The sequence below is a fragment of the Klebsiella planticola genome, assembly GCF_000783935.2.
In the GTDB taxonomy this organism is placed as follows: Bacteria; Pseudomonadota; Gammaproteobacteria; order Enterobacterales; family Enterobacteriaceae; genus Klebsiella; species Klebsiella planticola.
Genome location: NZ_CP026047.1, coordinates 3,994,446 through 4,020,703, shown reverse-complemented (window position 1 = coordinate 4,020,703; position 26,258 = coordinate 3,994,446). Strand labels below are relative to the sequence as shown.

General features: G+C 55.3%; 23 protein-coding genes. 10 read left to right on the top strand and 13 right to left on the bottom strand.

Annotation, left to right across the window (positions count from 1 at the left end):
* The first annotated feature begins 183 nt into the window (after positions 1-183).
* The 6 genes from fabI to osmB all read left to right on the top strand — a co-directional run bounded on the left by fabI (position 184) and on the right by osmB (position 6,123).
* A complete protein-coding gene (gene fabI / locus MC50_RS19365) occupies positions 184-972 on the top strand; it encodes an enoyl-ACP reductase FabI (RefSeq protein ID WP_004861084.1) in 789 nt (262 codons plus the stop codon).
* A gap of 258 nt (positions 973-1,230) precedes the next feature.
* Positions 1,231-2,388: a carboxymuconolactone decarboxylase family protein gene (locus MC50_RS19360; RefSeq protein WP_047664756.1), complete on the top strand. Its 1,158-nt coding sequence runs from the start codon at positions 1,231-1,233 to the stop codon at positions 2,386-2,388.
* A gap of 80 nt (positions 2,389-2,468) precedes the next feature.
* A complete protein-coding gene (locus tag MC50_RS19355; RefSeq protein WP_047664755.1) occupies positions 2,469-4,403 on the top strand; it encodes an exoribonuclease II in 1,935 nt (644 codons plus the stop codon).
* A gap of 192 nt (positions 4,404-4,595) precedes the next feature.
* The gene (locus MC50_RS19350; RefSeq protein WP_004861074.1) at positions 4,596-4,778 is read left to right on the top strand and encodes a YciZ family protein; all 183 of its coding nucleotides are present in this window, start codon (positions 4,596-4,598) and stop codon (positions 4,776-4,778) included.
* A 72-nt stretch (positions 4,779-4,850) separates the two neighbouring features.
* Positions 4,851-5,600 carry a DNA-binding transcriptional regulator YciT gene (gene yciT, locus MC50_RS19345; RefSeq protein ID WP_032688102.1) on the top strand — a complete coding sequence of 250 codons (750 nt, stop codon included), beginning with the start codon at positions 4,851-4,853 and terminating at the stop codon, positions 5,598-5,600.
* Between the two features lie 304 nt (positions 5,601-5,904).
* The gene (gene osmB / locus MC50_RS19340) at positions 5,905-6,123 is read left to right on the top strand and encodes an osmotically-inducible lipoprotein OsmB (protein ID WP_032688354.1); all 219 of its coding nucleotides are present in this window, start codon (positions 5,905-5,907) and stop codon (positions 6,121-6,123) included.
* A 106-nt stretch (positions 6,124-6,229) separates the two neighbouring features.
* Here the strand turns inward: osmB and yciH are convergent, their stop codons facing one another.
* The 5 genes from yciH to pgpB form a co-directional block, all read right to left on the bottom strand.
* Entirely contained in the window at positions 6,230-6,556 is a 327-nt protein-coding gene (gene yciH / locus MC50_RS19335; protein ID WP_032688103.1) for a stress response translation initiation inhibitor YciH, read from the bottom strand.
* Positions 6,556-7,293, bottom strand: a complete 738-nt coding sequence (pyrF, locus tag MC50_RS19330) for an orotidine-5'-phosphate decarboxylase (RefSeq protein WP_032695883.1) — start codon at positions 7,291-7,293, stop codon at positions 6,556-6,558. Before pyrF ends, yciH begins: the two co-directional genes overlap by 1 nt.
* Before the next feature lie 192 nt (positions 7,294-7,485).
* Positions 7,486-8,655: a lipopolysaccharide assembly protein LapB gene (gene lapB / locus MC50_RS19325; RefSeq protein WP_032688106.1), complete on the bottom strand. Its 1,170-nt coding sequence runs from the start codon at positions 8,653-8,655 to the stop codon at positions 7,486-7,488.
* A 6-nt stretch (positions 8,656-8,661) separates the two neighbouring features.
* Positions 8,662-8,970, bottom strand: coding sequence for a LapA family protein (locus tag MC50_RS19320; protein ID WP_032688107.1), 309 nt, complete (start codon positions 8,968-8,970; stop codon positions 8,662-8,664).
* A 135-nt stretch (positions 8,971-9,105) separates the two neighbouring features.
* A complete protein-coding gene (pgpB, locus tag MC50_RS19315) occupies positions 9,106-9,873 on the bottom strand; it encodes a phosphatidylglycerophosphatase B (RefSeq protein ID WP_047664750.1) in 768 nt (255 codons plus the stop codon).
* A 163-nt stretch (positions 9,874-10,036) separates the two neighbouring features.
* Here pgpB and ribA point away from each other — a divergent pair, with 163 nt between their 5' ends.
* Positions 10,037-10,627, top strand: coding sequence for a GTP cyclohydrolase II (gene ribA / locus MC50_RS19310; RefSeq protein WP_004861045.1), 591 nt, complete (start codon positions 10,037-10,039; stop codon positions 10,625-10,627).
* Positions 10,628-10,670: 43 nt separating this feature from the next.
* Here ribA and acnA read toward each other — a convergent pair whose 3' ends face one another.
* From acnA to topA, 4 genes are all read right to left on the bottom strand, one after another.
* Complete coding sequence (gene acnA / locus MC50_RS19305; protein WP_032700165.1) at positions 10,671-13,343, bottom strand: aconitate hydratase AcnA; 2,673 nt, start codon at positions 13,341-13,343, stop codon at positions 10,671-10,673.
* Between the two features lie 391 nt (positions 13,344-13,734).
* On the bottom strand, positions 13,735-13,902 hold the full coding sequence (locus MC50_RS19295) for a YmiA family putative membrane protein (protein ID WP_071999999.1): 168 nt from the start codon (positions 13,900-13,902) through the stop codon (positions 13,735-13,737).
* A 244-nt stretch (positions 13,903-14,146) separates the two neighbouring features.
* A complete protein-coding gene (gene cysB, locus MC50_RS19290) occupies positions 14,147-15,121 on the bottom strand; it encodes an HTH-type transcriptional regulator CysB (protein WP_004861036.1) in 975 nt (324 codons plus the stop codon).
* 327 nt (positions 15,122-15,448) lie between these two features.
* Positions 15,449-18,046, bottom strand: a complete 2,598-nt coding sequence (gene topA, locus MC50_RS19285) for a type I DNA topoisomerase (protein WP_032688111.1) — start codon at positions 18,044-18,046, stop codon at positions 15,449-15,451.
* Between the two features lie 413 nt (positions 18,047-18,459).
* Here topA and MC50_RS19275 point away from each other — a divergent pair, with 413 nt between their 5' ends.
* Positions 18,460-18,711 (top strand): YciN family protein, encoded by a 252-nt coding sequence (locus MC50_RS19275; RefSeq protein ID WP_004861030.1) that lies wholly within the window; start codon positions 18,460-18,462, stop codon positions 18,709-18,711.
* Between the two features lie 75 nt (positions 18,712-18,786).
* On the opposite strand, the gene sohB is transcribed toward MC50_RS19275, so the two are convergent.
* Complete coding sequence (gene sohB / locus MC50_RS19270; RefSeq protein WP_047664746.1) at positions 18,787-19,833, bottom strand: protease SohB; 1,047 nt, start codon at positions 19,831-19,833, stop codon at positions 18,787-18,789.
* Positions 19,834-20,087: 254 nt separating this feature from the next.
* On the opposite strand from sohB, the gene MC50_RS19260 reads away from it, so the two are divergent.
* Both MC50_RS19260 and cobO read left to right on the top strand, forming a co-directional pair.
* Complete coding sequence (locus MC50_RS19260) at positions 20,088-20,849, top strand: YciK family oxidoreductase (RefSeq protein WP_032688112.1); 762 nt, start codon at positions 20,088-20,090, stop codon at positions 20,847-20,849.
* A complete protein-coding gene (gene cobO / locus MC50_RS19255) occupies positions 20,846-21,436 on the top strand; it encodes a cob(I)yrinic acid a,c-diamide adenosyltransferase (protein ID WP_032688113.1) in 591 nt (196 codons plus the stop codon). The genes MC50_RS19260 and cobO overlap by 4 nt, the downstream gene beginning before the upstream one ends.
* On the opposite strand, the gene MC50_RS19250 is transcribed toward cobO, so the two are convergent.
* Genes MC50_RS19250 through MC50_RS19240 form a run of 3 tightly spaced genes read right to left on the bottom strand, consistent with a single transcriptional unit; the run spans position 21,408 to position 26,136 of the window.
* Positions 21,408-22,382 carry a helix-turn-helix transcriptional regulator gene (locus MC50_RS19250; RefSeq protein WP_032688114.1) on the bottom strand — a complete coding sequence of 325 codons (975 nt, stop codon included), beginning with the start codon at positions 22,380-22,382 and terminating at the stop codon, positions 21,408-21,410. The genes cobO and MC50_RS19250 overlap by 29 nt on opposite strands.
* A gap of 24 nt (positions 22,383-22,406) precedes the next feature.
* Positions 22,407-24,758, bottom strand: coding sequence for a beta-glucosidase (locus MC50_RS19245; RefSeq protein ID WP_047664745.1), 2,352 nt, complete (start codon positions 24,756-24,758; stop codon positions 22,407-22,409).
* Between the two features lie 16 nt (positions 24,759-24,774).
* Positions 24,775-26,136 (bottom strand): MFS transporter, encoded by a 1,362-nt coding sequence (locus MC50_RS19240; protein ID WP_032695878.1) that lies wholly within the window; start codon positions 26,134-26,136, stop codon positions 24,775-24,777.
* Positions 26,137-26,258 lie beyond the last annotated feature (122 nt).

The window sequence follows — 26,258 nt, the reverse complement described above, 5'->3', positions numbered from 1 at the left end:
GATATCCGGTGATATACTGGAGTGTGTCCAGCCGTCATTACGCGTTAAGGCACGAAAATATCGTGACACAAGGGGTCGTCAGTGGGATATAATTCTCGGCTAAATTTGAGTTATTTTGAAATAACAACCTTAACCCCATGATTGTTAAAGTAAAAATAAGCAATAACGATAAGGATTAAAGCTATGGGTTTTCTTTCCGGTAAGCGCATTCTGGTCACTGGCGTTGCCAGCAAACTGTCCATCGCCTACGGTATTGCGCAAGCAATGCACCGTGAAGGGGCTGAACTGGCGTTCACCTATCAGAACGAAAAACTGAAAGGTCGTGTGGAAGAATTTGCTGCGGCACTGGGTTCTGACATCGTACTGCCGTGCGACGTGGCTGAAGATGAGAGCATCGACTCTCTGTTCGCTGAACTGACTAAAGTCTGGCCGAAATTTGACGGCTTTGTTCACTCAATCGGCTTCGCGCCGGCTGATCAGCTGGACGGCGACTACGTCAACGCGGTCACCCGCGAAGGTTTCAAAATCGCTCACGATATCAGCGCCTACAGCTTTGTGGCGATGGCGAAAGCCTGCCGCGGTATGCTGAACCCGGGTTCCGCCCTGCTGACGCTCTCCTACCTGGGCGCAGAGCGTGCGATTCCTAACTACAACGTTATGGGTCTGGCAAAAGCCTCTCTGGAAGCGAACGTGCGCTACATGGCGAACGCGATGGGTCCGGAAGGCGTGCGCGTCAACGCCATCTCTGCGGGTCCAATCCGTACGCTGGCAGCTTCCGGCATTAAAGATTTCCGTAAAATGCTGGCGCATTGCGAAGCGGTTACCCCGATTCGCCGTACCGTGACTATCGAAGACGTGGGTAACAGCGCAGCCTTCCTGTGCTCCGACCTGTCTGCCGGTATCTCCGGTGAAGTCGTTCACGTCGATGGCGGTTTCAGCATCGCGGCAATGAACGAGCTGGAACTGAAATAAGTTCCGTTCCCTCCTCACCCCGTGAGGAGGGATTGCCATCGCGGCATCCCGCTCTTCCCTGCATTCCCTGCATTCCCTGCATTCCCTGCATTCCCTGCATTCCCTGCATTCCAGAGACCTACATTCACCCCTGTTATTCCAAACAGCTATTTGTTAGCACGTATCAATATTTTCTCCCGCTTCAGGGTTACGCCAGGATAGTTATGCATATATGGCCCACGGAAGTGCGGCTCGCCACATACCGATCAAGGAACGCCCATGGAGCAACGCCGCGTTTATGGCAAAAACCACTGGTATCATGAAACCCAGTCAACAATCTGCCCGGTGGATGTGCTGCCGCTCGTCCCTGAAGCCGCCCATGTCGAAGATCGCTTTTTACTCGATCTGACGTTACCGGAAGAGTGGCTGCGCGCGCATGCGGGCTGGCTGGCCCCAGCGCGATGTCTGGCCGATGCGCTCTTCCCTGCCTCCGTCGTCGTCAATCGCCTACAAACCGTTAGCGCTTATGACCGTCTGAGCACGGCGCTGACCGTCGCTCAGGTGTATGGCGTGCAGCGGCTGTGTAATCACTATGCCGCCCGACTGGCGCCGCTGCCGGGACCGGACTCTTCACGTGAGAGCAACCGCCGGCTGGCGCAAATGACCCAATATGCCCGCCAGTTGGCCGGTTCGCCTTCGGTCATTAACACCCTTTCCCGCAGCCAGCTGGATGAGGTCGGATTAACCAGCCGCGATATGATTCTCATTAATCAAATTGTGGGCTTTGTCGGTTTCCAGGCGCGCGCAATTGCCGCGTTTCACGCCAGCCTCGGCTTTCCGGTGCGCTGGATGCCCGGCATGCCGCAGCAGGAAGATGCGCCGGCAGACGATTTTGCGATCGGTCAGTTGACCTGGACACCTGATATCAACGATACCGATCTCCGCTATGCCAATGACGAGCGCCAGGCGCTGCTGGCCGACTGGCTACCGCATCCAGGTCTGTCTGAGCTGGCGCCGCTGCTTGCAGCCCACGAAACCATACTCAAAGCCCAGCACCAATTACTCGCCCAGTTGAGCGTGAATCAGCCTTTTGCTTCGCTGGTGGCGCTGATGACCGCGCGCATCAACGGTAGCGCCAGCTGTTTTAACGCCTGGGCTGAAACCGGGTCAGTTTCCCCGCTGCTTACTGAGACGTTACGCAACGATGAGCGCGCGCCAGAAGCCTGGGAACAAAGCCATCCCACCGAGCGCATCATCCTGCAGGCGGTACAGCTTTTAACCCGGGCGCCCGACCGTTTCAGCGCGGCGCAATTAACGCCCCTCGCTGAACATGGGCTTTCCCATGCGCAGATTATCGATATTCTGGCGTGGAGCGGCGTGTGTGGCTGGATGAATCGTCTGAAAATCGCCCTCGGGATGGTTCGTCAACAGACGTAAAATGCCAAACATCGCTTGCTGCAACAGGCATTATCGCGTAAAAATGTCAGCCGCTCTTTTAGCCACGAAAATACCTAATTATGTTTCAGGACAACCCGCTGCTAGCGCAGCTTAAACAGCAACTGCATTCCCAGACTCCTCGTGTTGAAGGGGTCGTTAAGGGGACGGAAAAAGGTTTTGGCTTCCTCGAAGTTGATGCGCAGAAAAGCTACTTTATTCCGCCGCCGCAAATGAAAAAAGTGATGCATGGCGACCGCATCAGCGCCGTGATCCACACTGAAAAAGAACGTGAAAGCGCCGAGCCGGAAGAGTTGATTGAACCTTTCCTGACCCGTTTCGTCGGTAAAGTGCATAAGAAAGATGACCGACTGTCGATCGTTCCCGATCATCCGCTGCTGAAAGACGCCATACCCTGCCGCGCCGATCGTAGCGTGAGCCATGATTTTAAAGAGGGTGACTGGGCCGTTGCTGAAATGCGCCGTCATCCGCTGAAAGGCGACCGCGGCTTTTATGCCGAATTAACCCAGTTTATTACCTTCAGCGACGATCATTTCGTTCCGTGGTGGGTTACCCTGGCTCGCCACAATCTGGAAAAAGAAGCCCCGGACGGCGTTGCGACCGAGATGCTGGATGAGGGTCTGGAACGTCGTGACTTAACGGCGCTGGACTTCGTTACCATCGACAGCGCCAGCACCGAAGATATGGACGATGCGCTGTATGTCGAAGCCGCCGCCGACGGCACGCTGCATTTGACCGTAGCGATTGCCGATCCGACCGCCTGGATTGCCGAAGGTAGCAAACTGGACAAAGCGGCAAAAATTCGCGCCTTCACCAACTATCTGCCGGGCTTTAACATCCCGATGTTGCCGCGCGAGCTGTCTGACGACCTGTGCTCTCTGCGCGCCAACGAAGTGCGACCGGTCCTCGCCTGCCGCATGATCCTGACGGCTGACGGTACGATTGAAGACGATATCGAATTCTTCGCCGCGACCATTGAGTCAAAAGCCAGACTGGCCTACGACAACGTCTCTGACTGGCTGGAAAACACCGGCAGCTGGCAGCCTGAGAGCGAGTCTATCGCTCAGCAGATCACACTGCTGCAGGATGTCTGTCTGCGCCGCAGCGAATGGCGTAAAACCCATGCGCTGGTGTTCAAGGACCGTCCGGACTACCGTTTCGTGCTGGGTGAGAAAGGCGAGGTGCTGGATATCGTTGCCGAACCGCGCCGCATCGCCAACCGCATCGTCGAAGAGTCAATGATTGCGGCAAACATCTGCGCGGCCCGCGTTCTGCGCGACAAGCTGGGCTTTGGTGTCTATAACGTGCATACCGGCTTTGATCCGGCCAACACCGAACAGCTGGCCACGTTGCTGAAGACCCACGACGTCCACGTTGATCCGGTTGAAGTGCTGACGCTCGACGGTTTCTGCAAACTGCGTCGCGAGCTTGATGCCCAGCCGTCGGGTTTCCTCGACAGCCGCATTCGTCGCTTCCAGTCCTACGCGGAAATCAGCACCGAACCGGGTCCGCACTTCGGCCTTGGCCTTGAAGCCTATGCCACCTGGACCTCACCGATTCGTAAATATGGCGACATGATTAACCATCGTCTGCTGAAAGCGATCATCAAAGGTGAAACGGCAACGCGTCCGCAAGATGAGATTGCCGTACAGATGGCCGAGCGCCGTCGCCTGAACCGCATGGCCGAACGCGATGTTGGTGACTGGCTGTACGCCCGCTATCTGAGCCCGCAGGCAGGTACCGATACGCGCTATGCCGCGGAAATTATCGATATCAGCCGGGGCGGAATGCGCGTTCGCCTGGTGGATAACGGCGCCGTAGCCTTTATCCCGGCGCCGTTCCTGCACGCCGTTCGTGATGAGCTGGTCTGTAGCCAGGAAAACGGTACCGTGCAGATCAAAGGCGAGACCGTCTACAAAGTTACCGACGTCATCGACGTCAAGATTGCCGAAGTCCGGATGGAAACCCGCAGCGTCATCGCGCGTCCGTTCGCCTGATAGCCGTCTTCAGCGGCTCCCGTTATCGGGGGCCGCTTATTTTTCTCCCGCGTGGTCTGATATTGTCCCGTTTTTCCTCGTTTTCCTGACTATCTATCGCAGATGATTTACGTTGTGCGTTTTTTTCTCTTCTCTTTTTCATCTGTTTTTTGCATCATTGATTTCATTCGTTTTTGTAACCAGGATAATGCTATGTCTGATCTGAATGCCCGCCTGCTCGCCCAACGTATCGATACCGTGCTGGATATTCTGGTTGCCGGCGATTATCACTCTGCGATTCATAATCTGGAGATCCTCAAAGCGGAACTTCAGGCGCTTTCTGCCGATGAGCCGGAAGCGAAACCCGGCCAACCCAAAGCGCCCTGGGAAATCTGATTGCCCATATCGCCACAATCGATCAATGATGTCGATTGTCAGCCAAAATAGCCCCCTAACTGTGATGTTGCTATGAACGCCCGACAACAAAGTATTTTACAAATGGTCATCGATAAAGGCCGCATGAGCGTGGCCGATCTCGCGAAAATGACCGGTGTCTCTGAAGTGACGATTCGTCAGGATTTGAATTTACTGGAAAAGCAGAGCTATCTGCGCCGGACGCATGGTTTCGCCGTACCGCTGGATAGCGAAGATGTCGAAACCCGTATGATGACCCATTTCTCGATCAAACGTGAACTGGCTACGCGCGCCGCTGAGCTGGTCAACGCCGGTGAGACGGTATTTATCGAAAACGGCAGCTGTAACGCCCTCCTCGCCCGTACGCTTGCCGAGCGCGGCGACATTACCATCATCACCGTCAGCAGCTATATTGCGCATCTGCTTAAAGAGACGCCTGGGGAGGTCATTCTGCTCGGCGGAATCTACCAGAAGCGCAGCGAAAGTATGGTCGGCCCGCTCACGCGGCAGTTTATTCAGCAGGTCCACTTCAGCAAAGCATTTATTGGCATCGATGGCTGGCAGCCGGAAACCGGGTTTACCGGCAGGGATATGATGCGCGCGGATGTGGTCAATGCGGTCCTTGAAAAGGGCTGTGAGGCGATTGTCCTGAGCGACAGTTCGAAGTTCAGCGTCGTGCACCCTTATCCGCTCGGTCCGGTGGCGCGTTTTAGCCGCATTATTACCGACAGCAGTCTGCACGATGATGCCCGCCAACAGCTGACAGAAAGCGGGCTCACCGTCGATATTGTCAGTTTTTCCTGAATTCATCCCGACTTTCTTTTTCACCCGGCGTTTTTTCTACCCCGCCGCCCACTCGCGTGGGCGCAGGCCGCATGAAGCCCTGTCTGAGAGTTTTCCGAGACCGCAATTAAGAGTTTTTACCTGCCGGTAAAATTAAAAAAAAGTAGAATTAATGTTAGCGATATAACAGGAAGTGACTATCACCCGCGTGATTAAAGTAACACCTGCGCAACTTAAGTTTCATGGAATAGCCCTTAAAATCTGGCATCACGCTATGCTTTAAGGAAGTTGTATCCATGAATAGATTATTCAGGAGAAAATTATGATGACTTCAATGAGCAAAAAAATGGCTGCAGCTGTTCTGGCCGTTACCGTAGTAATGTCTCTGAGCGCATGTTCCAACTGGTCCAAACGCGATCGTAATACCGCAATCGGTGCCGGCGCAGGCGCACTCGGCGGCGCAGTATTAACCGATGGCAGCACCCTGGGCACCCTGGGCGGCGCAGCGGTTGGCGGGATTATCGGTCACCAGGTTGGTAAATAAGGCCTGAACCGGATCAACGATAAAAATAATCCGCATCGGTAGACTTACAGACTTACGCACCGGCTAAAAATCAAGGCCACGGTATTTACCGTGGCCTTGTTGTTCATTAACCGCCGGCCAGCTTAACTTTCATGCCTTTGGCTTCCAGCAGTGATTTAAGCAAATCACGCTTATCGCCCTGAATTTCAATTACGCCATCTTTCACCGACCCGCCGCAGCCGCACTTCTTTTTCAGCTCAGCGGCCAGTTTTGCCAGCGCATCATCATCCAGGTCAATACCGACGATCAGGCATACGCCCTTCCCCTTACGGCCGCTGGTCTGACGCTGAATGCGCACCACGCCATCGCCTTTAGGGCGCTCAACCACCGCCCTGGGTTCGTCAATACGGCCGCTTTCCGTCGAATACACCAGGCGACTATTGGAATCGGTCATTATGCCCCCTTAGTCAGTGACGCATTGATACTGCGTAAGGTCGCCGCCGGGTCCGCAGACTGAGTCACCGGACGACCAATCACCATATAGTCTACGCCGGCTGCCTGCGCCTGTTCCGGCGTCATGATGCGGCGCTGGTCTCCGGCATCGCTGCCCTGCGGGCGAATTCCGGGCGTCACCAGCTTAAAGGCCTGCCCCAGCTCCTGCTTGAAGCGCGCCGCTTCCTGCGCAGAACAGACCACGCCGTCCAGTCCACAGCGCTGCGTTAACGCCGCCAGTTTTGCCGCATGATCGGCCGGAGAAAGCGTGATACCAAGATCCTGGAGATCGCTGGCTTCCATGCTGGTCAGGACGGTCACGGCAATCAACAGCGGCGCATCCTGGCCAAACGGGAGCAGCGCTTCGCGTGCTGCGGTCATCATTCGCGCACCGCCAGAGGCATGAACATTGACCATCCAGACGCCCAGCTCTGCCGCAGCGGCTACCGCGCGCGCAGTGGTGTTCGGGATATCATGAAATTTCAGGTCGAGGAAGACCTCAAAACCACGCTGATGCAAGTCGCGAACAAACTGTGGCCCCAGCAGCGTAAACATCTCCTTGCCCACCTTCAGGCGGCAGTCGCGTGGATCAATGCGGTCAACAAAGGCCAGCGCTTTGTCGCGGTTATCATAATCGAGCGCAACAACAACGGGAGAGGATGTGACAACGCGAGGCGAAGATGAAGCAGTAGACGTCATGACCAGACCTTAATTGTTGATGGGCGCCGTTTTGGCGCAAAAAAGGTAAACGGGCAGCATTCTACCTGCGATGAAGGGAAATTGACAGGCTGCTTTTTGCCGCCTGCCGGGCGATGGCAGCGCTGGCGTTACAGGGAGCAAGCGTTAAAAACCGATAAGTATGTTGTAACTAAAGTGCGGTTTTTTAAAAAACTATTGTCCGTCGAGACCGCGAATCGGTTTAATCGTTGACCACGAACGGCAGGACGGGCAGTGCCAGTACAGGGTATGAGCGGTGAAGCCGCACTTTTGACAGCGGTAGCGCGGTTTACTGCGGACCTGCTCCCCCACCATATTGCGCAGCACGCCAAGGCTCTCCTTCGCGCGCCCCTCTTCGGCTTCATTGAGGTGGTAGTCCATCAGCTTATGGAAGACCCGCATCGTCGGATGTCGCTCCAGCTGACGAGTAACATAGCTCTGCGCAGCCTCCACGCCTTCGCGCTGTTCGAGAATTTGCGCCAGCATCAGCTCCGCGGTTGCCCCGGTGTTTTCATCAACGCAGCGGCGCAGGAAGAGCTCCCATTCATCGGGTTTACCCAGCTGCTGATAGCAGGTCTGCAGCATGTCGAGCGTTTCGCCCACCAGCTCTTTATCCTGATTGATGACCCGCTCCAGGCTCTCTACCGCTTTTGCGTAATCGCCCTTCTCCATCCATACCCGGCCCATCATAATCGACACGCGGGCGCTGTTGCGGTCAGCCGCGGCCCCTTTTTTCAGCAGCGACATCGCTTTATCCATATCGCTGTTCGCCATCTGCTGCAGCGCGAGCTCGCACCAGAAGTTGGCAATATCACCCCGGTGTTTTTCTTTACCCAGCTTCACTAACCGCTCGGCAACATCAATAGCCGACTGCCAGTCGCTGGTGGCCTGATAGATTTGCAGCAGCTGCTGCAGCGCGCTGAGGCGAAAATCGGTCTCATCCACCAGTTGCTTGAACATATCTTCCGCGCGGTCGTAAAGACCGGCGGCCATGTAGTCGCGCCCCAGTTGCTGAACGGCCAGCAGCCGCTGATCGTAGGTCAGCGAGGCGCTTTCCATCAGGCTCTGGTGAATACGGATAGCCCGGTCAACCTCACCGCGGGAGCGGAACAGGTTACCCAGCGTCAGGTGGGCCTCAACGGTACCGGTATCCTCTTTCAGCATGTCGAGGAACAGATCCACCGCTTTATCCTGCTGGTTGCTCAGCAGGAAGTTTACCCCGGTCACGTAGTCACGCGACAGGCGGTTAGCGTCGTCCTGTTTGGACTGTTGTGCACTTCTGCGCCCCATATACCATCCGTAAGCAGCGGCAACGGGCAAAAGCAGAAACAACAACTCCAGCATAAATGATTATTCCTTCACCGCAGGAACACCTGCGTCGGCCGGCACGGCGTTGGTGGGCGCAATCTGATGTTCAAGACGCTTGATTTTACGTTCAGCGCGAACCAGAGAAACGCGAACCCGCAGCCAGAAAAGGCCGCAAATCAGCCAGCCAATAGCAAACCCTGCGGCAAAGAGTACTGCCAGCAACGTCGAAATACGGAATTCACCCTGCGCGAGCAAATAGTTGAACGTGACCAGTTGATCATTCTGTGCACCTAACGTCACGGAGATGACGAAGATGGCTAATACCAGTAAGAAAATCAGTAAATATTTCACACTACTTCCCGTTTTGTGGGTTGAGCGAAAAAATCCCGCGTTCAGCCCTATAAAGTATCATTTTCGCTGCAGCGGTGAAATGGAAAAGCATGACACCCTGTCAGGATATGCGTCCGTCTGGCGCGAAAATCAACGTTATCCCTGATTTATCGTCCGTGTCTTAATCTCCTGCGCCTCTTCTCCCGGCGGCGTAAGCGGACCGCACAGCCGCTGGGTGAGCCAGGTGGCCAGCGTCACCAGCAGCCCGGAAATAAGCGTGGCGACCAGCAAATCTTGCGGCCAGTGCATGCCAAGCGCCAGGCGGCTGCCCATTACGGCCGTCGCCCACGTCAGCAGCGCGGCGATGGTCACCCAGCGTCGCCGCGGCCACAGCAGTCCGACACCCAACAATGCCCAGCTGGCTGCAAACATCGTATGCCCGGACGGAAAAGCAAAACCGGTCTCTTTCTGCCAGTGCTTGCGCAGGAATCGAGGAATATCCTGCTCTTGCGCCAGCTGCTCATGCACCAGTTTAGCGCGTTCTTTGCGTTTTAACGCGTAGAATTGATCGACCGGCATCTGACGGGTCTTTTCCAGCCAAACCACAAAAGGACGCGGCTCCTGAACCTGCTCTTTGATCCAGGATTTTATGCCCTGCCCCAGCAGAATCGCCGCCCCCAGAATCACAAACAGCATCACCGCGGCGCGCAGACGAAAACGCAGACACCACAGAAACCAGCCGCATAAAACCGTATGGGTGATGATGCCCCACGGCTGGGTCACGCTTTCGGTCACCCAATAGAGCAGTTTTAACCACGCTTGCGGAAGGTCTGGCTGCCACTTCCAGCCGGATACCCACACCATGCCGGGCATAATCATAAGCAATGCCGCACCGATGGCGGTTCGTCTGGCGATCGACAGCATCTTATCTCCTTATCTCTTCTTCCGACTATCATAACGGAAAGTGGTGCGTTTGTGCGCTTTACGCGCAGGCAGCCGTGCGTAATTAGGAGAACGTCGCGCCACTGTGGCAAAATAGCGCCAAACAGAAAGCACATTCAGGTGCTGACAGAATCTGGAGAATCACATGCAGCTTAAACGTGTGGCAGAAGCCAAACTGCCAACCCCCTGGGGCGATTTCCTGATGGTGGGATTTGAAGAACTGGCAACCGGGCAGGATCATGTCGCGCTGGTCTTCGGCGATATTTCGGGCCAGTCCCCCGTCCTTGCTCGCGTACATTCTGAGTGCTTAACGGGCGACGCCCTTTTTAGTCTGCGTTGTGATTGCGGTTTTCAGCTCGAAGCGGCGCTGTCGCATATTGCCGAAGAGGGGCGCGGTATCCTGCTGTACCATCGTCAGGAAGGCCGCAACATTGGCCTGCTGAATAAAATTCGCGCCTACGCGTTGCAGGATCAGGGCTATGACACCGTGGAAGCCAACCATCAGCTGGGCTTCGCGGCAGACGAGCGCGACTTTACGCTGTGCGCAGATATGTTCAAACTGCTCCACGTCGACCAGGTGCGTCTGCTGACCAACAACCCGAAAAAAGTGGAAATTCTCAGCGAAGCCGGGATTAATATCGTTGAACGCGTGCCGCTGATTGTCGGGCGCAACCCGAAAAACGCCCACTATCTGGACACCAAGGCCGCCAAAATGGGGCATCTGTTGAATAAATAAATCGGCAGAAAATGAAGGGCCAGCGCTTGCTGGCCCTTTTTTTTTACAGCATGTTGCGGATCACATAATGCAGAATACCGTCATTCTGATAGTAGGTCAGTTCGGTGGCAGTATCGATGCGGCAACGGCAGTGGATCACCTCTTGTGTACCGTCCGTCCGCGTCAGGGTCACCGGAACCGTCGCGCCAGGCTGCAAGGCCTGCAGATTGCTGATATCTATCCGCTCCTCGCCGTTCAGCCCCAGCGTTTTACGCGTGACGCCCTGCGGGAACTCCAGCGGCAGGATCCCCATCCCGATCAGGTTGGAACGGTGAATACGCTCGAATGATTCGGCGATCACCACCCGCACGCCCAGCAACCGCGGGCCTTTCGCCGCCCAGTCGCGGCTGGATCCTGAGCCGTACTCTTTCCCGGCCACCACCGCCAGCGGGATCCCCTCATTTTTATAGCGCATTGCCGCGTCATAAATCGCCATCGGCTCGCTGCCCGGCAGATGTCGGGTCATCCCCCCTTCCACGCCCGGCACCATTTCGTTGCGAATACGGATGTTGGCAAAGGTGCCGCGCATCATCACCTCATGGTTGCCGCGGCGGGAACCGTAGGAGTTAAAGTCAGCGCGCGCGACGCCGTGTTCCTGCAAATAGCGTCCGGCCGGGCTGTCCTGCTTGATACTCCCGGCAGGAGAAATGTGGTCCGTGGTGACCGAATCGCCGAGCATCGCCAGAATACGCGCGCCGTGAATATCTTCCACCGGCTCAGGCTGAACCCCCATCTCGTCAAAGAATGGCGACAGGCGAATATAGGTCGAATCCTCCTGCCAGTCGTAAGTATCCGAGCGATCGACGTGAATGGCTTTCCATTCTGGCGTTCCTTCAAACACCTCCGCGTACTCTTTGTGGAACATGTCGGTTGTGACCTGCTCAACCGCCTGGGCGATCTCAAGGCCGCTCGGCCAGATATCCTTCAGATAGACCGGCTGACCATTTTTGCCGGTGCCAAGCGGATCGCGGGTCAGATTGACGTTCATATTCCCGGCCAGGGCGTAGGCCACCACCAGCGGCGGTGATGCCAGCCAGTTGGTTTTCACCAGCGGATGAATACGCCCTTCGAAGTTACGGTTACCGGACAGCACCGCGCCGACGGTTAAATCCCCTTTTTTGATCGCCTCTTCGATCGGTTCCGGCAGCGGGCCGGAGTTACCGATACACGTGGTACACCCGTACCCGACCAGGTTGAAACCCAGCGCATCGAGATACGGCGTCAGCCCGGCGTGGGCCAGATAATCGGACACCACTTTAGATCCTGGCGCCAGAGAGGCTTTAACCCACGGTTGCGGCTTCAGACCCAGCTCAACGGCTTTTTTGGCCAGCAGGCCGGCGGCCATTAGCACGCTGGGGTTGGAGGTGTTGGTGCAGGAAGTGATGGCGGCAATCGCCACCGCGCCGTCGGGCAGCGAATATTGCTGTCCGTTCAGCGTATAGTCGACCGGCTGGCGCTGTTTTTGCGTCAGGTTAACCTCCAGCTCGCTGCTGGCGGCGAAGGCTTTCGGCACGTCGCCAAGCGCCACGCGGTCCTGCGGCCGTTTTGGCCCGGCGAGACTCGCTTCGACAGTTCCCATATCCAACGCCAGGGTACTGGTGAAGACCGGCTCATCGCCCGTCTGACGCCACATTCCCTGCGCTTTGGCATAGGCTTCCACCAGCGCCACCTGTTCATCGCTGCGCCCGCTCAGACGCATGTAGCTGAGGGTTACCGCATCAATCGGGAAGAAGCCGCAGGTGGCACCGTACTCAGGCGACATATTGGCGATGGTCGCGCGGTCGGCCAGCGGGAGCGAATCCAGGCCATCGCCGTAAAACTCAACAAACTTACCCACGACGCCGTGCTGACGCAGCATCTGGGTGACGGTGAGCACGAGATCGGTGGCGGTAATGCCTTCACGGAGCTTACCGCTCAGTTTAAAGCCCACCACATCCGGGATCAGCATCGAGACCGGCTGACCCAGCATTGCGGCTTCCGCTTCAATACCGCCGACGCCCCAGCCCAGCACGCCCAGGCCGTTGATCATCGTGGTATGCGAATCGGTACCGACCAGCGTGTCGGGCCAGGCAACCCATTCGCCGTTTTGCTCTTCACTCCAGACCGCTTTGCCAAGGTATTCGAGGTTAACCTGGTGGCAAATGCCGGTACCCGGCGGCACGACGCTGAAGCGGCTGAACGCCTGCTGTCCCCAGCGCAGGAAAACATAACGCTCGTGGTTGCGTTCCATCTCAAGACGGACGTTTTCTTCAAACGCATCGTCATTACCGAAGCGATCGACGGTGACCGAGTGGTCGATAACCAGGTCCACCGGCGACAGCGGGTTGACCTTCGCCGTATCGCCTCCCAGGCGTTTGACCGCCTCACGCATTGCCGCAAGATCCACCACCGCGGGTACGCCGGTAAAATCCTGCATCAGCACGCGCGCCGGACGATAGGCAATTTCCCGGTCAGCATGAGCGTGTTCAAGCCAGCCTGCCAGCGCATGAATATCTTCGGCGGTGACCGAGTCACCGTCCTGCCAGCGCAGCAGATTCTCCAGCAGAACTTTAAGCGATTTGGGCAAACGGGTCAGATCGCCCAGTTCTTTAGCGGCCAGCGGCAAGCTGTAGTAATGGTAGGTTTTATCTTTGACCTGTAGCGTATCCTTACTGGCTGCTCGTAGGGTTGACGACATAGCTCCTCCTTTATCACAGGGATGGCATGCCCTGATCCTCCTCAGGGTTAATATTAAAGATAACACATACCAGGCATAACACTTTGATAACAACCCAAATTGCTAAAATCGGTAAAATCACCAGGGACAGAAAAGCTGAATAACAACAGGGGAGAATGTTGAAAGAGATTGATGGATCGGATAGAGAGCGGATGAAATTTATACGAGAGAGCAAAAGAAAAAGAACTAATCGCCGGTGGATTGACGATTAGTTCAACAGAATGGATTATTGATGAAAAAAAACCGTGGCGAAATAACTCCTCCTTGTTGCCGTTAGTATATTAAAGTGAATAATTCGTTGCGATTTCTCCGTCATAAAAATGACATATATTCATATTCAGAAAATGCAGACTCAGCTGATGATCCAAACGTTACAGACGACGAGCGCGATGATACTCCAGAACATCGCCAGCCCAAGAATGACGGCACTCCAGGCCCTACTCCTTAACACAGGATCAATCTCCGTTTTGTCACTTTCCTGTGACATCGCAAACTTCATATAATCGATATCACTAATCATTTTATCACCACCAATCGCTAAAATTATCAGGTACGATTAAATCTTAATTATGGCTGTTCGATTAATCCAGTTAATTCTCTTAGAAATGGATATCTTTGACCATTATTTTGATCGCGATAGGTATATTTGAAATTGTGGTACGAGGAGTTAACGAAAATTGTGATTTATACGAGGTTTAGCGCTTCGATTATCGGCCATAATAGGTTTTGGCATCCCCGCAAGGATGCCATTATTATTTATAAGTCTACTTTTCTGGCAGTTTAATATCTTTGAACATCGCCTCGATATCTTCATTCGAGCGCAGAGCCACCGCGGTATCCACCACATCTCGCGTCAAATGCGGCGCAAAACGCTGAATAAAATCATACATATAGCTGCGAAGGAAGGTGCTGCGGCGGAAACCTATCTTCGTGGTGCTGTGGCTGAAAATACCGTTAGCATCAAGCTTCACCAGGTCGGGATCGGAGACCGGATCCACCGCCATGCTGGCAATCACCCCGACGCCAAGGCCAAGACGGACGTAGGTTTTGATAACGTCAGCATCGGTGGCGGTGAAGACGATACGCGGCGTCAGCCCGGCGCGGTTAAAGGCGGTATCCAGCTCGGAGCGGCCGGTAAACCCAAAGGTATAGGTGACCAGCGGGTACTGGGCCAGCTCTTCAATCGTCACCGAACCCCGGGAGGCCAGCGGATGTTCAGGCGTCACGACAATCGAACGGTTCCAGTGATAGCACGGCAGCATGACCAGATCATCATAGAGATGCAGCGCTTCGGTGGCGATCGCGAAATCAGCATTCCCCTTTGACACCGCTTCCGCAATTTGCGTCGGCGATCCCTGATGCATATGCAAAGAGACGCGCGGGTAGCGCTCAATAAAGCCTTTTATCACCCCGGGTAACGCATAGCGGGCCTGAGTATGGGTGGTGGCCACATACAGCGAGCCTTTGTCGGGCCAGGTATGTTCGCCGGCAACCGACTTAATCGCATCGACCTTCGACAGAACTTCGCGGGCGATGCGGATGATCTCCTGACCTGCCGGCGTCACCTGAGTTAAATGTTTGCCGCTACGGGCGAAAATCTGAATACCGAGCTCATCTTCCAGCATGCGTACCTGCTTGCTGATACCGGGCTGTGAGGTATACAGGCCTTCGGCAGTCGAGGAGACATTCAGATTATGGTTAACAACCTCAACGATGTAGCGGAGCTGCTGTAGTTTCATGGCTGATATCCGTTAACGCGTAAAATGAATTCGTTCATACACTTTACGTTCAGGCCGCCTGCCGGCAAGCTGCACGTTTGCCGTCCCTGCGACTCGCCGTTATGGCGCCACAAAGCATCCTGAACACGATGATGTATAAGACGATTTAATAATAAAAAAGAGATTAGCTATAACCACTATATCATTTATATCTACAGTGTATAGATACTAACGAAAAATAATAAGCTGGTTATAAGGCCGCCGTCCGGCGTCAGAGGATGGCGAATAAGGCAGGAAAATCAGTGAGAAAAAGGGCCGCATCGCGGCCCTTCACGGAGAGAACTACGCTTACTTCTTCGCTTCAGTCCATTTACCGTCGATATAGAAGGCGGACCAACCGGTCGCTTTGCCCTCTTTCTCTGACGCTACGTACTGCTGCTTAGTTTTACGGCTAAAACGCACCAGCGTTTTGTTACCGTCGGGATCCTGCTGCGGCGCGTCGGCCAGATAACGCAGTTTCTCCGGCAAACGATCGCGGAAGCGATACAGCTCTTCCACCAGCGGCGCACGCGTTTCACGCGATTTCGGGAAGGTGTTTGCCGCAAGGAAAACACCTGCCGCACCATCACGCAGAACAAACCAGGCGTCCGACTTCTCACACGGCAGCTCCGGTAACGGAACCGGATCTTCCTTCGGCGGAGCGACTTCGCCGTTACGCAGAATTTTGCGCGTATTCTTACATTCGTCGTTGGTGCAGGCCATGTACTTACCAAAACGCCCCATTTTCAGGTGCATTTCAGAGCCACATTTTTCACACTCAACCACCGGGCCGTCATAACCCTTGATGCGGAACTCGCCCTCTTCGATCTCATAGCCATCGCAGGTTGGGTTGTTACCACATACGTGCAGCTTGCGCTTAGGATCGATAAGGTAGCTGTCCATCGCCGTACCGCACTTCTGGCAACGACGCTTGGCACGCAGCGCGTTGGTTTCGGCATCGTCGCCTTCCAGCACGTTGAGCACTTCGTTTTCCGGCACCAGGTTAATGGTGGTCTTGCAACGTTCTTTCGGCGGCAGCGCATAGCCTGAACAGCCAAGGAACACCCCGGTGCTGGCCGTGCGAATCCCCATCTGACGACCGCAGGTCGGACAGTCGATGCTGGTCAGCACCATCGGGTTCGGCTGCATGCCACCCTCTTCCGGATCCTTCTCCGCCGTTTCCAGCTGAGTCGTGAAGTCACCGAAGAAGTGGTCCAGTACCTGACGCCACTCGGCCTGGTGATTCGCCACCTGATCGAGGCGGTCTTCCATTTGCGCGGTAAAATCGTAGTTCATCAGATCGCGGAAGTTCTCTTCCAGACGATCGGTGACAATCTCACCCATTTTCTCGGCGTAGAAGCGGCGGTTTTCCACCCGCACGTAGCCGCGATCCTGAATGGTCGAAATGATCGACGCATAGGTAGACGGCCGGCCGATACCGCGTTTTTCCAGCTCTTTGACCAGCGATGCTTCGCTAAAGCGCGCAGGCGGTTTGGTAAAGTGCTGTGCCGGAGTCAGTTCGACCAGGCTCAGGCTCTCGCCCTGGTTGACGACCGGTAAGGTCCGATCTTCATCGCCTTTACGCAGCGCCGGCATCACTTTGGTCCAGCCGTCAAAACGCAGGGTACGACCGCGCGCTTTGAGTTTAAAGTCGCCGGCTTTCACGGTCAGCGTGGTGGAATCGTACTGCGCCGGCGTCATCTGACAGGCAACAAACTGGCGCCAGATCAGCTGATACAGTTTCAGCGCGTCGGCTTCCATCCCTTTAAGGTCTTCGGCCATCACGTTCACGTCAGAAGGACGAATCGCTTCGTGCGCTTCCTGTGAGTTTTCTTTGCTGGCGTACTGGTTGGCGTTCTCTGGCAGATATTTTTTGCCGAAGTTATCGCCGATATAGCCGCGAACCATACTCAGCGCATCCTGGCTCAGGTTCGTTGAATCGGTACGCATATAGGTGATGTAGCCGGCCTCATAGAGGCGTTGCGCCATCATCATGGTTTTCTTCACCCCGAAGCCCAGGCGGGTGCTGGCTGCCTGCTGCAAGGTCGAGGTAATAAACGGCGCGCCAGGCTTGCTGCTGGTCGGTTTGTCTTCACGCTCCAGCACGCTGTAGCTGGCTTTCTCCAGCAGCGCAACGGCAGCCATGGTTTCATCGCGGTTAACCGGACGGAACGGCTTGTCGTGCTGATGCGTCACCTGCAGCGGCAGAGCATCGCCACCCGGCGTGGTGGTGCTGGCGTCGATTTCCCAGAACTCTTCCGGCACGAACGCTTTAATTTCGCGTTCACGCTCCACGACCAGGCGTACAGCAACCGACTGGACGCGACCTGCGGACAGACCGCGGGCAATTTTTTTCCACAGCAGCGGGGAAACCATATAGCCCACGACGCGGTCCATAAAGCGACGCGCCTGCTGGGCGTTAACGCGATCGATATTCAGCTCGCCCGGCTTCTCAAAAGCCTGACGAATCGCATTTTTGGTGATTTCGTTGAACACCACGCGGCTATAGCGTTTTTCATCTCCACCGATCACTTCCCGCAGGTGCCATGCAATGGCTTCCCCTTCGCGGTCAAGGTCGGTTGCGAGATAGATGTGGTCGGCTTTTTCCGCCAACTGCTTGAGTTCTGAAACTACCTTTTCTTTACCCGGAAGTACTTCATACTGAGCATCCCAGTCATGCCATGGGTCTACACCCATACGATTGACCAGAGCGCTACGTTCATCCTTTTTAGGCTTTTTAGCCCCTTTGGTGGAGGTAGAGTCGGCGCTCTTTTTGGAAGCTGAGCCACTGGTCGGCAAATCGCGGATATGACCCACGCTGGATTTCACCACGTAGTCATTACCCAGATACTTATTGATCGTTTTGGCTTTTGCCGGGGACTCAACGATAACGAGAGCTTTACCCATATTCACCTTTACCTAATTTGATTCATCCAGGAATACATCGCACATTTTGATTCACCATCCACTGACGACGTACGTCAAATGTTGCGACGCCGTCGATGGATATCAACCCTCTGCACGTCCAGTTTCACATCCATAAAACCAGATAGCTGAGTTTACTGACTTTTGCTCGTCAGGTGACATAGCACGAAGAATTTTTGGCCGAATGTCAAGCAAATCTGTTGCCAGATCGCCGAAAGCGTCACACTGTACCTGATAAAATTCGTTACGCAACTTTATTAGCATGCAAAAGCAAATCCTGCCAGTAAAGTCCTGTTTCTTAGAGCTTTGCCATTAACCCTGTACTCTGAATGGAAAATTTGCCCCATCTCGCCGCGCGGCGTAAACTACCGGACGAAGAATTACAGGAGTCACTTATGCAAGGTACAACCCAACCTATCGATCGCCAGTCGCTGCTTGAAATAGCCAACAAACTCATTCGTGAACATGAAGATACGCTAGCCGGGATCGAAGCTACTGACGTCGCTCAGCGTAACGGCGTTCTGGTATTCAGCGGCGAGTTTTATCTTGATGAGCAAGGCCTGCCGACGGCGAAGAGCACGGCGGTATTCAATATGTTCAAATACCTCGCGCACGCGCTGTCAGAAAAATACCATCTGACCGATTAAGCCCTCTTATATTTAGCGGGCATAAAACGCCAACGCGAGGCAGTTGCCTCGCGTTGTTTTGTTCACCTGCGCTGATTACATCAGCGGCTTTTCCCCTCGCTGCCACCAGCGTAGCAGCAGACGGTCGGCGCTTTCGGCGGCGCTACCGGTAAAACGGTCGAGCATTTTTTTACGTTGCTGGTAACGAACGCCGATGACATCATGATTGTCGATCAGCCCCAGAAGCAGTTCGTCACTGGTTTCGACCAGGTCCACCAGCCCTTTCTCCAGCGCCTGAACGCCGTACCAGTGTTCACCGGTAGCAACGGCCTCAATATCCAGCGAAGGCCGCATTTGGTGGACAAAATCTTTGAACAACTGATGAGTCTCATTCAGGTCTTCACGGAACTTACGCCGACCTTCGTCAGTATTCTCACCCAGCATCGTTAAGGTCCGTTTGTACTGCCCGGCGGTATGCAGTTCAATATCGATATCTTTGTTCTTCAGGAAGCGATGCAGGTTAGGGATCTGCGCAACCACGCCGATAGAGCCCAGAATGGCGAACGGCGCAGCCACGATTTTGTTCGCCACACAGGCCATCATGTAACCACCGCTGGCCGCGACTTTATCCACCGCTACGGTTAAGGGTATTTGCTTATCTCGCAGACGCTGCAGCTGTGATGCGGCGAGGCCATAACCGTGGACCACTCCACCGGGGCTTTCCAGACGGAGGATCACCTGATCGCGCGGTTTCACCGCCGCCAGGATTGCGGTGATCTCTTCGCGCAGGCTGGCGACTTCGTGGGCGTCCATACTGCCTTTGAAATCCAGCACCCAGGCACGCGGCTTGCTGTTTGGCTCCGTCGACCCGAGCTTAGCCCGCGCCCTGGCCGCTTTCGCCTCCTGCTTGTGCTTTTTCTTTTGCGCTTTGTGCCACACTTTTTGCTGCGGACCATCAAGCAGCGCGACCGCCAGCTCTTCCCGCATCTCTTTGTATTGCTCGCTGAGATTGGTTACCCGCAGTTCCCCGCGCTGTTTCTTCCGCTGGGTCAGGTTAACGATGAGGGCGGTAATAACCGCAATGGCGACGACAACGGTCGCGATTTTGGCCAAAAACAGGCCATATTGAGCAAGTAATTCCACGTATTCACCTTGTGCAAACCACTGACGTTGAAGCACAGTGTACATCAGCCCGCGTGACGAAGTCTCTGCGCTTTGTGTGGTGCGCGAGGCCCCTTCCCGTTTTTTTCAGCGACGATGAAATCGTTGCAAGATGTTCATTCCGCAAAGAGTTTCCCTTTCGCTGATTGCAATGCCCGGCTGTTTCAGGCATAAAACGCAAAAGTATGAGACCGAATACAACGCGCGATCGTCAGCAGATTGCCTAAGGAGTCGCCGTGCACTATCAACCGCAGCATCATTTATTAAAAGATCGCATTATCCTGGTTACCGGCGCCAGCGACGGTATCGGCCGCGAAGCCGCATTGACCTATTCCCGCTACAGCGCAAGCGTTGTGCTGGTCGGACGTAACGAAGAGAAACTGCGCAGCGTGGCGCAGGAAATAGACCAGGCCGGCGGGCTTCCGGCACGTTGGTTCACGTTGGATCTGTTAACCTGCACGCCGCAGGAGTGCCAGCAGCTGGCACAGCAGATCGCCGTCCACTACCCGCGCCTCGATGGCGTACTGCACAATGCCGGTTTGCTGGGCGATGTCTGCCCGATGGATCAGCAAAAACCGGAAGTCTGGCAGCAGGTGATGCAGGTCAACGTCAACGGCACCTTTATGCTGACCCAGGCACTGCTTCCTTTATTACTCAAGTCGGAGTCGGGTTCACTGGTCTTCACCTCTTCCAGCGTCGGCCGCCAGGGACGCGCTAACTGGGGCGCCTATGCGGCCTCCAAGTTTGCCACAGAAGGGATGATGCAGGTGCTGGCCGAAGAGTACCAGAGCCGTCATCTGCGGGTTAACTGTATCAATCCCGGCGGAACGCGCACCAAAATGCGCGCCAACGCTTTCCCGACGGAAGATCCGCAAAAGCTCAAAACCCCCGCCGATATTATGCCGGTTTATTTATGGCTAATGGGCGATGACAGCCGTCGCAAGACGGGAATGACCTTCGATGCCCAGCCAGGGCGTAAACCAGGAATTGCACAATGAGTGATGAACGCTACCGTGAACGCCAGCAGCGGGTAAAAGACAAAGTTGATGCCCGCGTGGCGGCAGCACAGGAAGAACGCGGCATTGTTATCGTGTTCACCGGTAACGGAAAAGGCAAAACGACGGCCGGTTTTGGTACCGTCACCCGCGCTATCGGGCACGGAAAAAAAGCGGGCGTCATCCAGTTTATCAAAGGCACCTGGCCCAACGGCGAGCGTAACCTGCTGGAACCGCACGGCGTAGAGTTTCAGGTGATGGCCACCGGGTTTACCTGGAATACCCAGGATCGTGAAAGCGATACGGCGGCCTGCCTTGCCGTCTGGGAACACGCGCAGCGGATGCTGGCCGACGAATCCCTGGATATGGTGCTGCTGGATGAGCTGACTTACATGGTGGCGTACGACTATTTGCCGCTTGAGACGGTACTCACCGCGCTGCGCAATCGCCCGGTACAGCAGACGGTGATTATCACCGGACGCGGCTGCCATCGGGAGATTATCGAGCTGGCCGATACCGTCAGCGAACTGCGGCCGGTTAAACACGCATTCGATGCCGGTATCAAAGCCCAGATGGGGATTGATTACTAAGCGTCAGCCGCTCCAGCAGCGCATGATTCAGCGGTAGACACAGGCAATCCTCCCCCAACGCCAGCGCGCTTTCAATCATGTTCTGCCGCGAAACAAAGCGCTTACGGTATTCCGTAGGCGTCAGACCACAGTATTTATTGAAGGCGGCAATCAGGTACTTATGCTCCTGAAAGCCGCAGCTGTGGCTGATTTCGGTAATTGGCGTACGGGTATCGCGCAGCAGCGTTCTCGCCTTATTCAGCCGGACCAGGGTGAGATACTCTTTGAAATTATGCCGGCTGACCTTTTTGAACAGACGCGAAAACCATGAATAGCTCATACCGCTATGATTCGCCACCTCGCTCAGGGTCAGCGGCTGGTCGAAGTGCTGATTAATAAAATCGATCCCTTTCTTGATCATCGCCTCTTCGCGCAGTGAACTCTCCACCTGGGTGGCCGGTTCTCCGGCCTGTACCAGCGCATCGAGCAACAGATAGGTCATCGCGATACGCTGGAACGGCGCGCGATTATCAATCAGTTGAGCCAGCAGGTCGCAAAGGCACTGCTGTACCTGTCGGTCTGCCGCGCTCTGGCGGCGCCCTCGAGTACACCAGGTCAGAACCGGCGCCGGGTGCAGCTCATCGAACAGACCGGGGGAAAACTGGACGGTCACCAGCGAACTCCCCGCCGCTTCCGCACGCAGCGAGTGCACCGCCTCGGCGTTGATGTAGAGCATGTCCCCCTCAACCATCTCCACGCTTTGCTGGCCGACGACAATAGAGAACCGCCCGCTCAGAACGGTGATAAGCTCTGGCGCCGGGTGCCAGTGAGGTTCGCAGTAGCGCACCTCGGCCGCAAAGACATTTAGCTTTTCAGCATCAAAGGCAATCAGCTCATAGCCACTGTTCGCCGTATGGCGCCCGGTCTCTGTCGCCGAACGTGGATGTGTCACGGAAAATGGAAACACGCATCATCTCCTGTCACGGGACGATTATTCCGTCCCTTTAAGCGCGGCATTCAGCTCATCGCGGTCAATATCAAGCGCTAAAAACTCCGTCAGCGCGATCAGCAGCCCGCAGAACAGGTCCGGTGCCAGTTGGATCAGTCGTTCGCGGATTTGCGCCGGCGGCCGCTGACTCTTACGGGCAATCAGCGCCACCACCCGCGCGAACGCCTCCGGCTGCTGGATTAACTGCTGCAACGAATTATCATCACGTAGCGGGACATAGCGCGGCGGACAATCTACCTCGACTTCCGCACTCAGCGCCTGATCGCGAGAGGAGCTACCCAGCCGAATCTGCCAGCGCCCCGGCGTCACCACCCAATCCGCCAGCCCTGGATGATAGCAGGCAAGCTCAGCGACCGGCAGCTGCAGCGTGACGCGGCGAGTTTCTCCGGCAGCGAGCGACACCTTACAGAACCCTTTCAGCGCCTGCTCTTCACGAATCAACTCCCCGACCGGCGCGCTGACGTACAGCTGCACGATCTCTTTGCCTTCGCACTCGCCGCAGTTGGTCAGATCGAAAGAGACGGTGAGGGTCTCATCAGCCCCGACGCGCGACGCCGAAAGCCGGATATCGCGATAGGCAAAGCGGGTGTAGCTCAGGCCGAAGCCAAACGGAAACCGCGGCGTCATGCGGCGTTTATCATAATAGCGATAGCCGACAAACAGTCCTTCGCCATAATGATGACGCAGGTTTTCCCCGGGATAATGCAGCCAGGCGGGCGTCTCTTCAAGGGTGTCAGGTACTGTGACCGTGAGTTTGCCGCAGGGATTACGTTTACCGAACAGAATCTCGGCCACCGCCCGGCCCATCCCCTGCCCGGCGAAGAAGGTTTCCAACAGCGCTTTGCACTCAGAGATCCACGGCATCACCACCGCATCGCTGTTCGCTAGCACCACCACGATATTGGGCTGAACCGTTGCCACTTCCCGAATCAGCTGCTCATGTACCGCCAGAATGTTCAGATCCTGACGATCGCCGTTTTCACCGTCTTCGCCGACGGCGGTACTGACAAAGATAATCGCCACGTCCGCCGCCTGAGCTACCGCTCGCGCTTCTGCCAGCGCCTGCGGGTCGCTACGCAGGTCGTCCGGGGCGCCAATGGCCCAGGAGACGCTAAAATCATCCCCGGCGAGGTCAAAAATTTCATCGAGCGGGCGATCCAGCATCCAGGGCACCGTGGTCGCGCAACCCGATCCCTGAATCACCGGTTCCTGCGCCGGTTTGCCGAGAACGGCAATCCGGCGGGTGCATTCCGCCCGCAGCGGCAGCAGGTTATCGTCATTCTTCAGCAGGACGATAGATTCTGCCGCCAGCTGCTGCGCCAGCGCATGATGCGCCGGGAAATCGGCCTGCGTTTGCGGGCGACGATGGCGCTGAACCTTATCCAACAGCGTCAACATCCGCAGACAGGCGCGATCGACAACCGCCATCGGCACTTCACCGGCATGAATGGCCGCCAGCAGCGTCTGCTTGTCGCGGCGGGTTTCCGGCATCGCCAGATCGTTCCCCGCCAGCAGAGATGCCGGCCGGTCTTTAATGCCATACCAGTCGGACATCACCAGCCCATCGTAGCCCCACTCATCGCGTAATACCTGGGTGAGTAAAAAAGGATCCTGCGATGTCTGCACGCCATTAAGCCGGTTATAGGAGGACATCACCGTCCACGGGCGGGATTTGGCGATGGCCCGCTGAAAACCGGCCAGATAGATTTCGCGTAGCGCCCGTTCGTCGATGATCGAATCCATTTCGGTACGCCGGTATTCAGAATTATTCGCCGCAAAGTGTTTCAGACTGGCGCCAACCCCTTCCTGCTGCAGACCGTTGATTAACGCTGCGGCGATATCCCCGCTGACTACCGGGTCCTCGGCATAGTATTCGTAGCCTCGTCCGGCCAGCGGCGTACGGCGAATATTGATCCCCGGTCCCAGCAAAATCCCTACGCCCATTTGCTGACATTCGCGTCCCAGCGCCTGCCCCATCTGATACACCAGGTCTACGTCCCAGCAGCAGGCCAGGCTGGATCCGTTGGGGAAACAGGTCGCCGGCAACGAAGGACTGAACAGCGCTTCGCTACCGCCCTTTGCCGCAGGCTCTTCCCCGTTGACCCGGTCAGCGGTCTGCGTGATCACCGAGATAAAGTCGTCCATACTCCATTTTTCGTCGCCGTCGATCTGCGCGCTGCTGTAGCGCACGCCGTAGGTGCCGTCGGTCATCACGATATCATCGATGCCATGCTGTGGCAGGGATGCCGTCCGCCACAGCCCGCTCCCGGTCAACAGCGCAACTTTCTCTTCTGCGGTCATCGCCGCGATAAGGGTATTCAATTCGGTATTCATCTCTGGCTCCCTGAGGTTAAAGCGCATTCTGTTTACGCAGGCTAATTTTGTGAACAATCTCGCGATACGTTTTTTCATCCAGCGAGTAACATGCGACAAATATCGCGCTGATGGCAAACATTGCCCCGGGGAATAACGTCATCAAAATATTAATCCCGTTAATTGCGCTGGCACTAATATTGCCGGCATCATATTGATAGTAGTCCAGCATCCAGCCCGCGCAGCCGCCGCCGATCGCCATCGCAATTTTGGTAATAAAGTTAAAGAAACCATAAATTGCGCCTTCGGTACGTACACCATGATGCCACTCGGCATATTCCACGGTATCCGCAATCATTGACCACATGGCTACAAAACCCATCCCCAGCGTAATACTGTAGAGACACACCCCGGTCATAATCAGCCACAGGTTATGCCCGGCAACAAAATACTGCATCAGCACCCCAAAAATGCCGATTAGCAGCGCCACCAACGCCATTTTCTTTTTGCCCATCAGCGCTATCGCTTTTTCTGAAATAACGGTGCCGACAATATAGGCGCCAGACTGAATCAGGAAAAAGGTGGCGGTATAGCCTTCACTGCCGATAATGTACTTAATAAAATAGATCGCAATCGCCATCCACACGGTATAGGCAATATAGAAGAATACCGTAAACAGCGATAAATTAAGCAGCGGCGCATTCCCCATCACCGCCCGCAGCATTTCCCGCAGCGATGGCGCCGGAGTCTCTTCCTCTTCACCCACCCGTTCACGGGTCATGCCGAAACAGGCGAGGAACAAAAAGGTTGCCAGCAGCGCAAAGCAAGAGACCGCGAAGACATACCCTGATTGCTTATCGGTGAAGGGCGAGATCAGCATATCAGCGGTGGTTGAAACAATGAGATAACCGACAATCGCCAGCACAAACCGATATACCGACAGCGATGAACGAGATGCTTCATGTTGCGTCAGACGATTGGTTAGCGCCGAATAGGGGGTGTTGACCGAGGTATATGCCAGGCAATACAGCGTATAAGAGATCAGCGCAAAATAAAATTTCGCCTCACCACCGAAGGGGACAAAGCACAACACCGTTAAAAACCCTAACGGTATCGCCCCATATAATAACCAGGGACGCAGTTTGCCATATCGGCTGTGCGTTTTATCAATCGCAAAACCGATCAAAATATTAAAGATGGCATCAATGACCCGGGCTATAACAAATATCAGACTGGCCTGCACCGCGCTGATGCCGTAAATATTGGTATAAAAAAACAGTAAGAACAGAGAGACAAAGCCGAAAGATAAATTGGAAGCAAAGTCACCAAAGCCGTAACCTATTTTCTCTTTCACGCCGATAACCACATAGCTTGCCGATAACTTTCCTGCTGTATCCATTTTTTGGCTACCTGTTATTGTAATCAGTGTCGACAGTATATGGTGATAGCAGAAACCGTACTTTGCGTTATTTGTCCGGGCGTTTCCTGTTTTTTGTCTTTATGCAGAAGTGTGAAAGGAAT

Coding starts and splice junctions, on each gene's coding strand:
- fabI (WP_004861084.1), top strand. CDS start 184: ATGGGTTTTCTTTCCGGTAAGCGCATTCTGGTCACTGGCGTTGCCAGC.
- MC50_RS19360 (WP_047664756.1), top strand. CDS start 1,231: ATGGAGCAACGCCGCGTTTATGGCAAAAACCACTGGTATCATGAAACC.
- MC50_RS19355 (WP_047664755.1), top strand. CDS start 2,469: ATGTTTCAGGACAACCCGCTGCTAGCGCAGCTTAAACAGCAACTGCAT.
- MC50_RS19350 (WP_004861074.1), top strand. CDS start 4,596: ATGTCTGATCTGAATGCCCGCCTGCTCGCCCAACGTATCGATACCGTG.
- yciT (WP_032688102.1), top strand. CDS start 4,851: ATGAACGCCCGACAACAAAGTATTTTACAAATGGTCATCGATAAAGGC.
- osmB (WP_032688354.1), top strand. CDS start 5,905: ATGACTTCAATGAGCAAAAAAATGGCTGCAGCTGTTCTGGCCGTTACC.
- yciH (WP_032688103.1), bottom strand. CDS start 6,556: ATGACCGATTCCAATAGTCGCCTGGTGTATTCGACGGAAAGCGGCCGT.
- pyrF (WP_032695883.1), bottom strand. CDS start 7,293: ATGACGTCTACTGCTTCATCTTCGCCTCGCGTTGTCACATCCTCTCCC.
- lapB (WP_032688106.1), bottom strand. CDS start 8,655: ATGCTGGAGTTGTTGTTTCTGCTTTTGCCCGTTGCCGCTGCTTACGGA.
- pgpB (WP_047664750.1), bottom strand. CDS start 9,873: ATGCTGTCGATCGCCAGACGAACCGCCATCGGTGCGGCATTGCTTATG.
- ribA (WP_004861045.1), top strand. CDS start 10,037: ATGCAGCTTAAACGTGTGGCAGAAGCCAAACTGCCAACCCCCTGGGGC.
- acnA (WP_032700165.1), bottom strand. CDS start 13,343: ATGTCGTCAACCCTACGAGCAGCCAGTAAGGATACGCTACAGGTCAAA.
- MC50_RS19295 (WP_071999999.1), bottom strand. CDS start 13,902: ATGATTAGTGATATCGATTATATGAAGTTTGCGATGTCACAGGAAAGT.
- cysB (WP_004861036.1), bottom strand. CDS start 15,121: ATGAAACTACAGCAGCTCCGCTACATCGTTGAGGTTGTTAACCATAAT.
- topA (WP_032688111.1), bottom strand. CDS start 18,046: ATGGGTAAAGCTCTCGTTATCGTTGAGTCCCCGGCAAAAGCCAAAACG.
- MC50_RS19275 (WP_004861030.1), top strand. CDS start 18,460: ATGCAAGGTACAACCCAACCTATCGATCGCCAGTCGCTGCTTGAAATA.
- cobO (WP_032688113.1), top strand. CDS start 20,846: ATGAGTGATGAACGCTACCGTGAACGCCAGCAGCGGGTAAAAGACAAA.
- MC50_RS19245 (WP_047664745.1), bottom strand. CDS start 24,758: ATGAATACCGAATTGAATACCCTTATCGCGGCGATGACCGCAGAAGAG.
- MC50_RS19240 (WP_032695878.1), bottom strand. CDS start 26,136: ATGGATACAGCAGGAAAGTTATCGGCAAGCTATGTGGTTATCGGCGTG.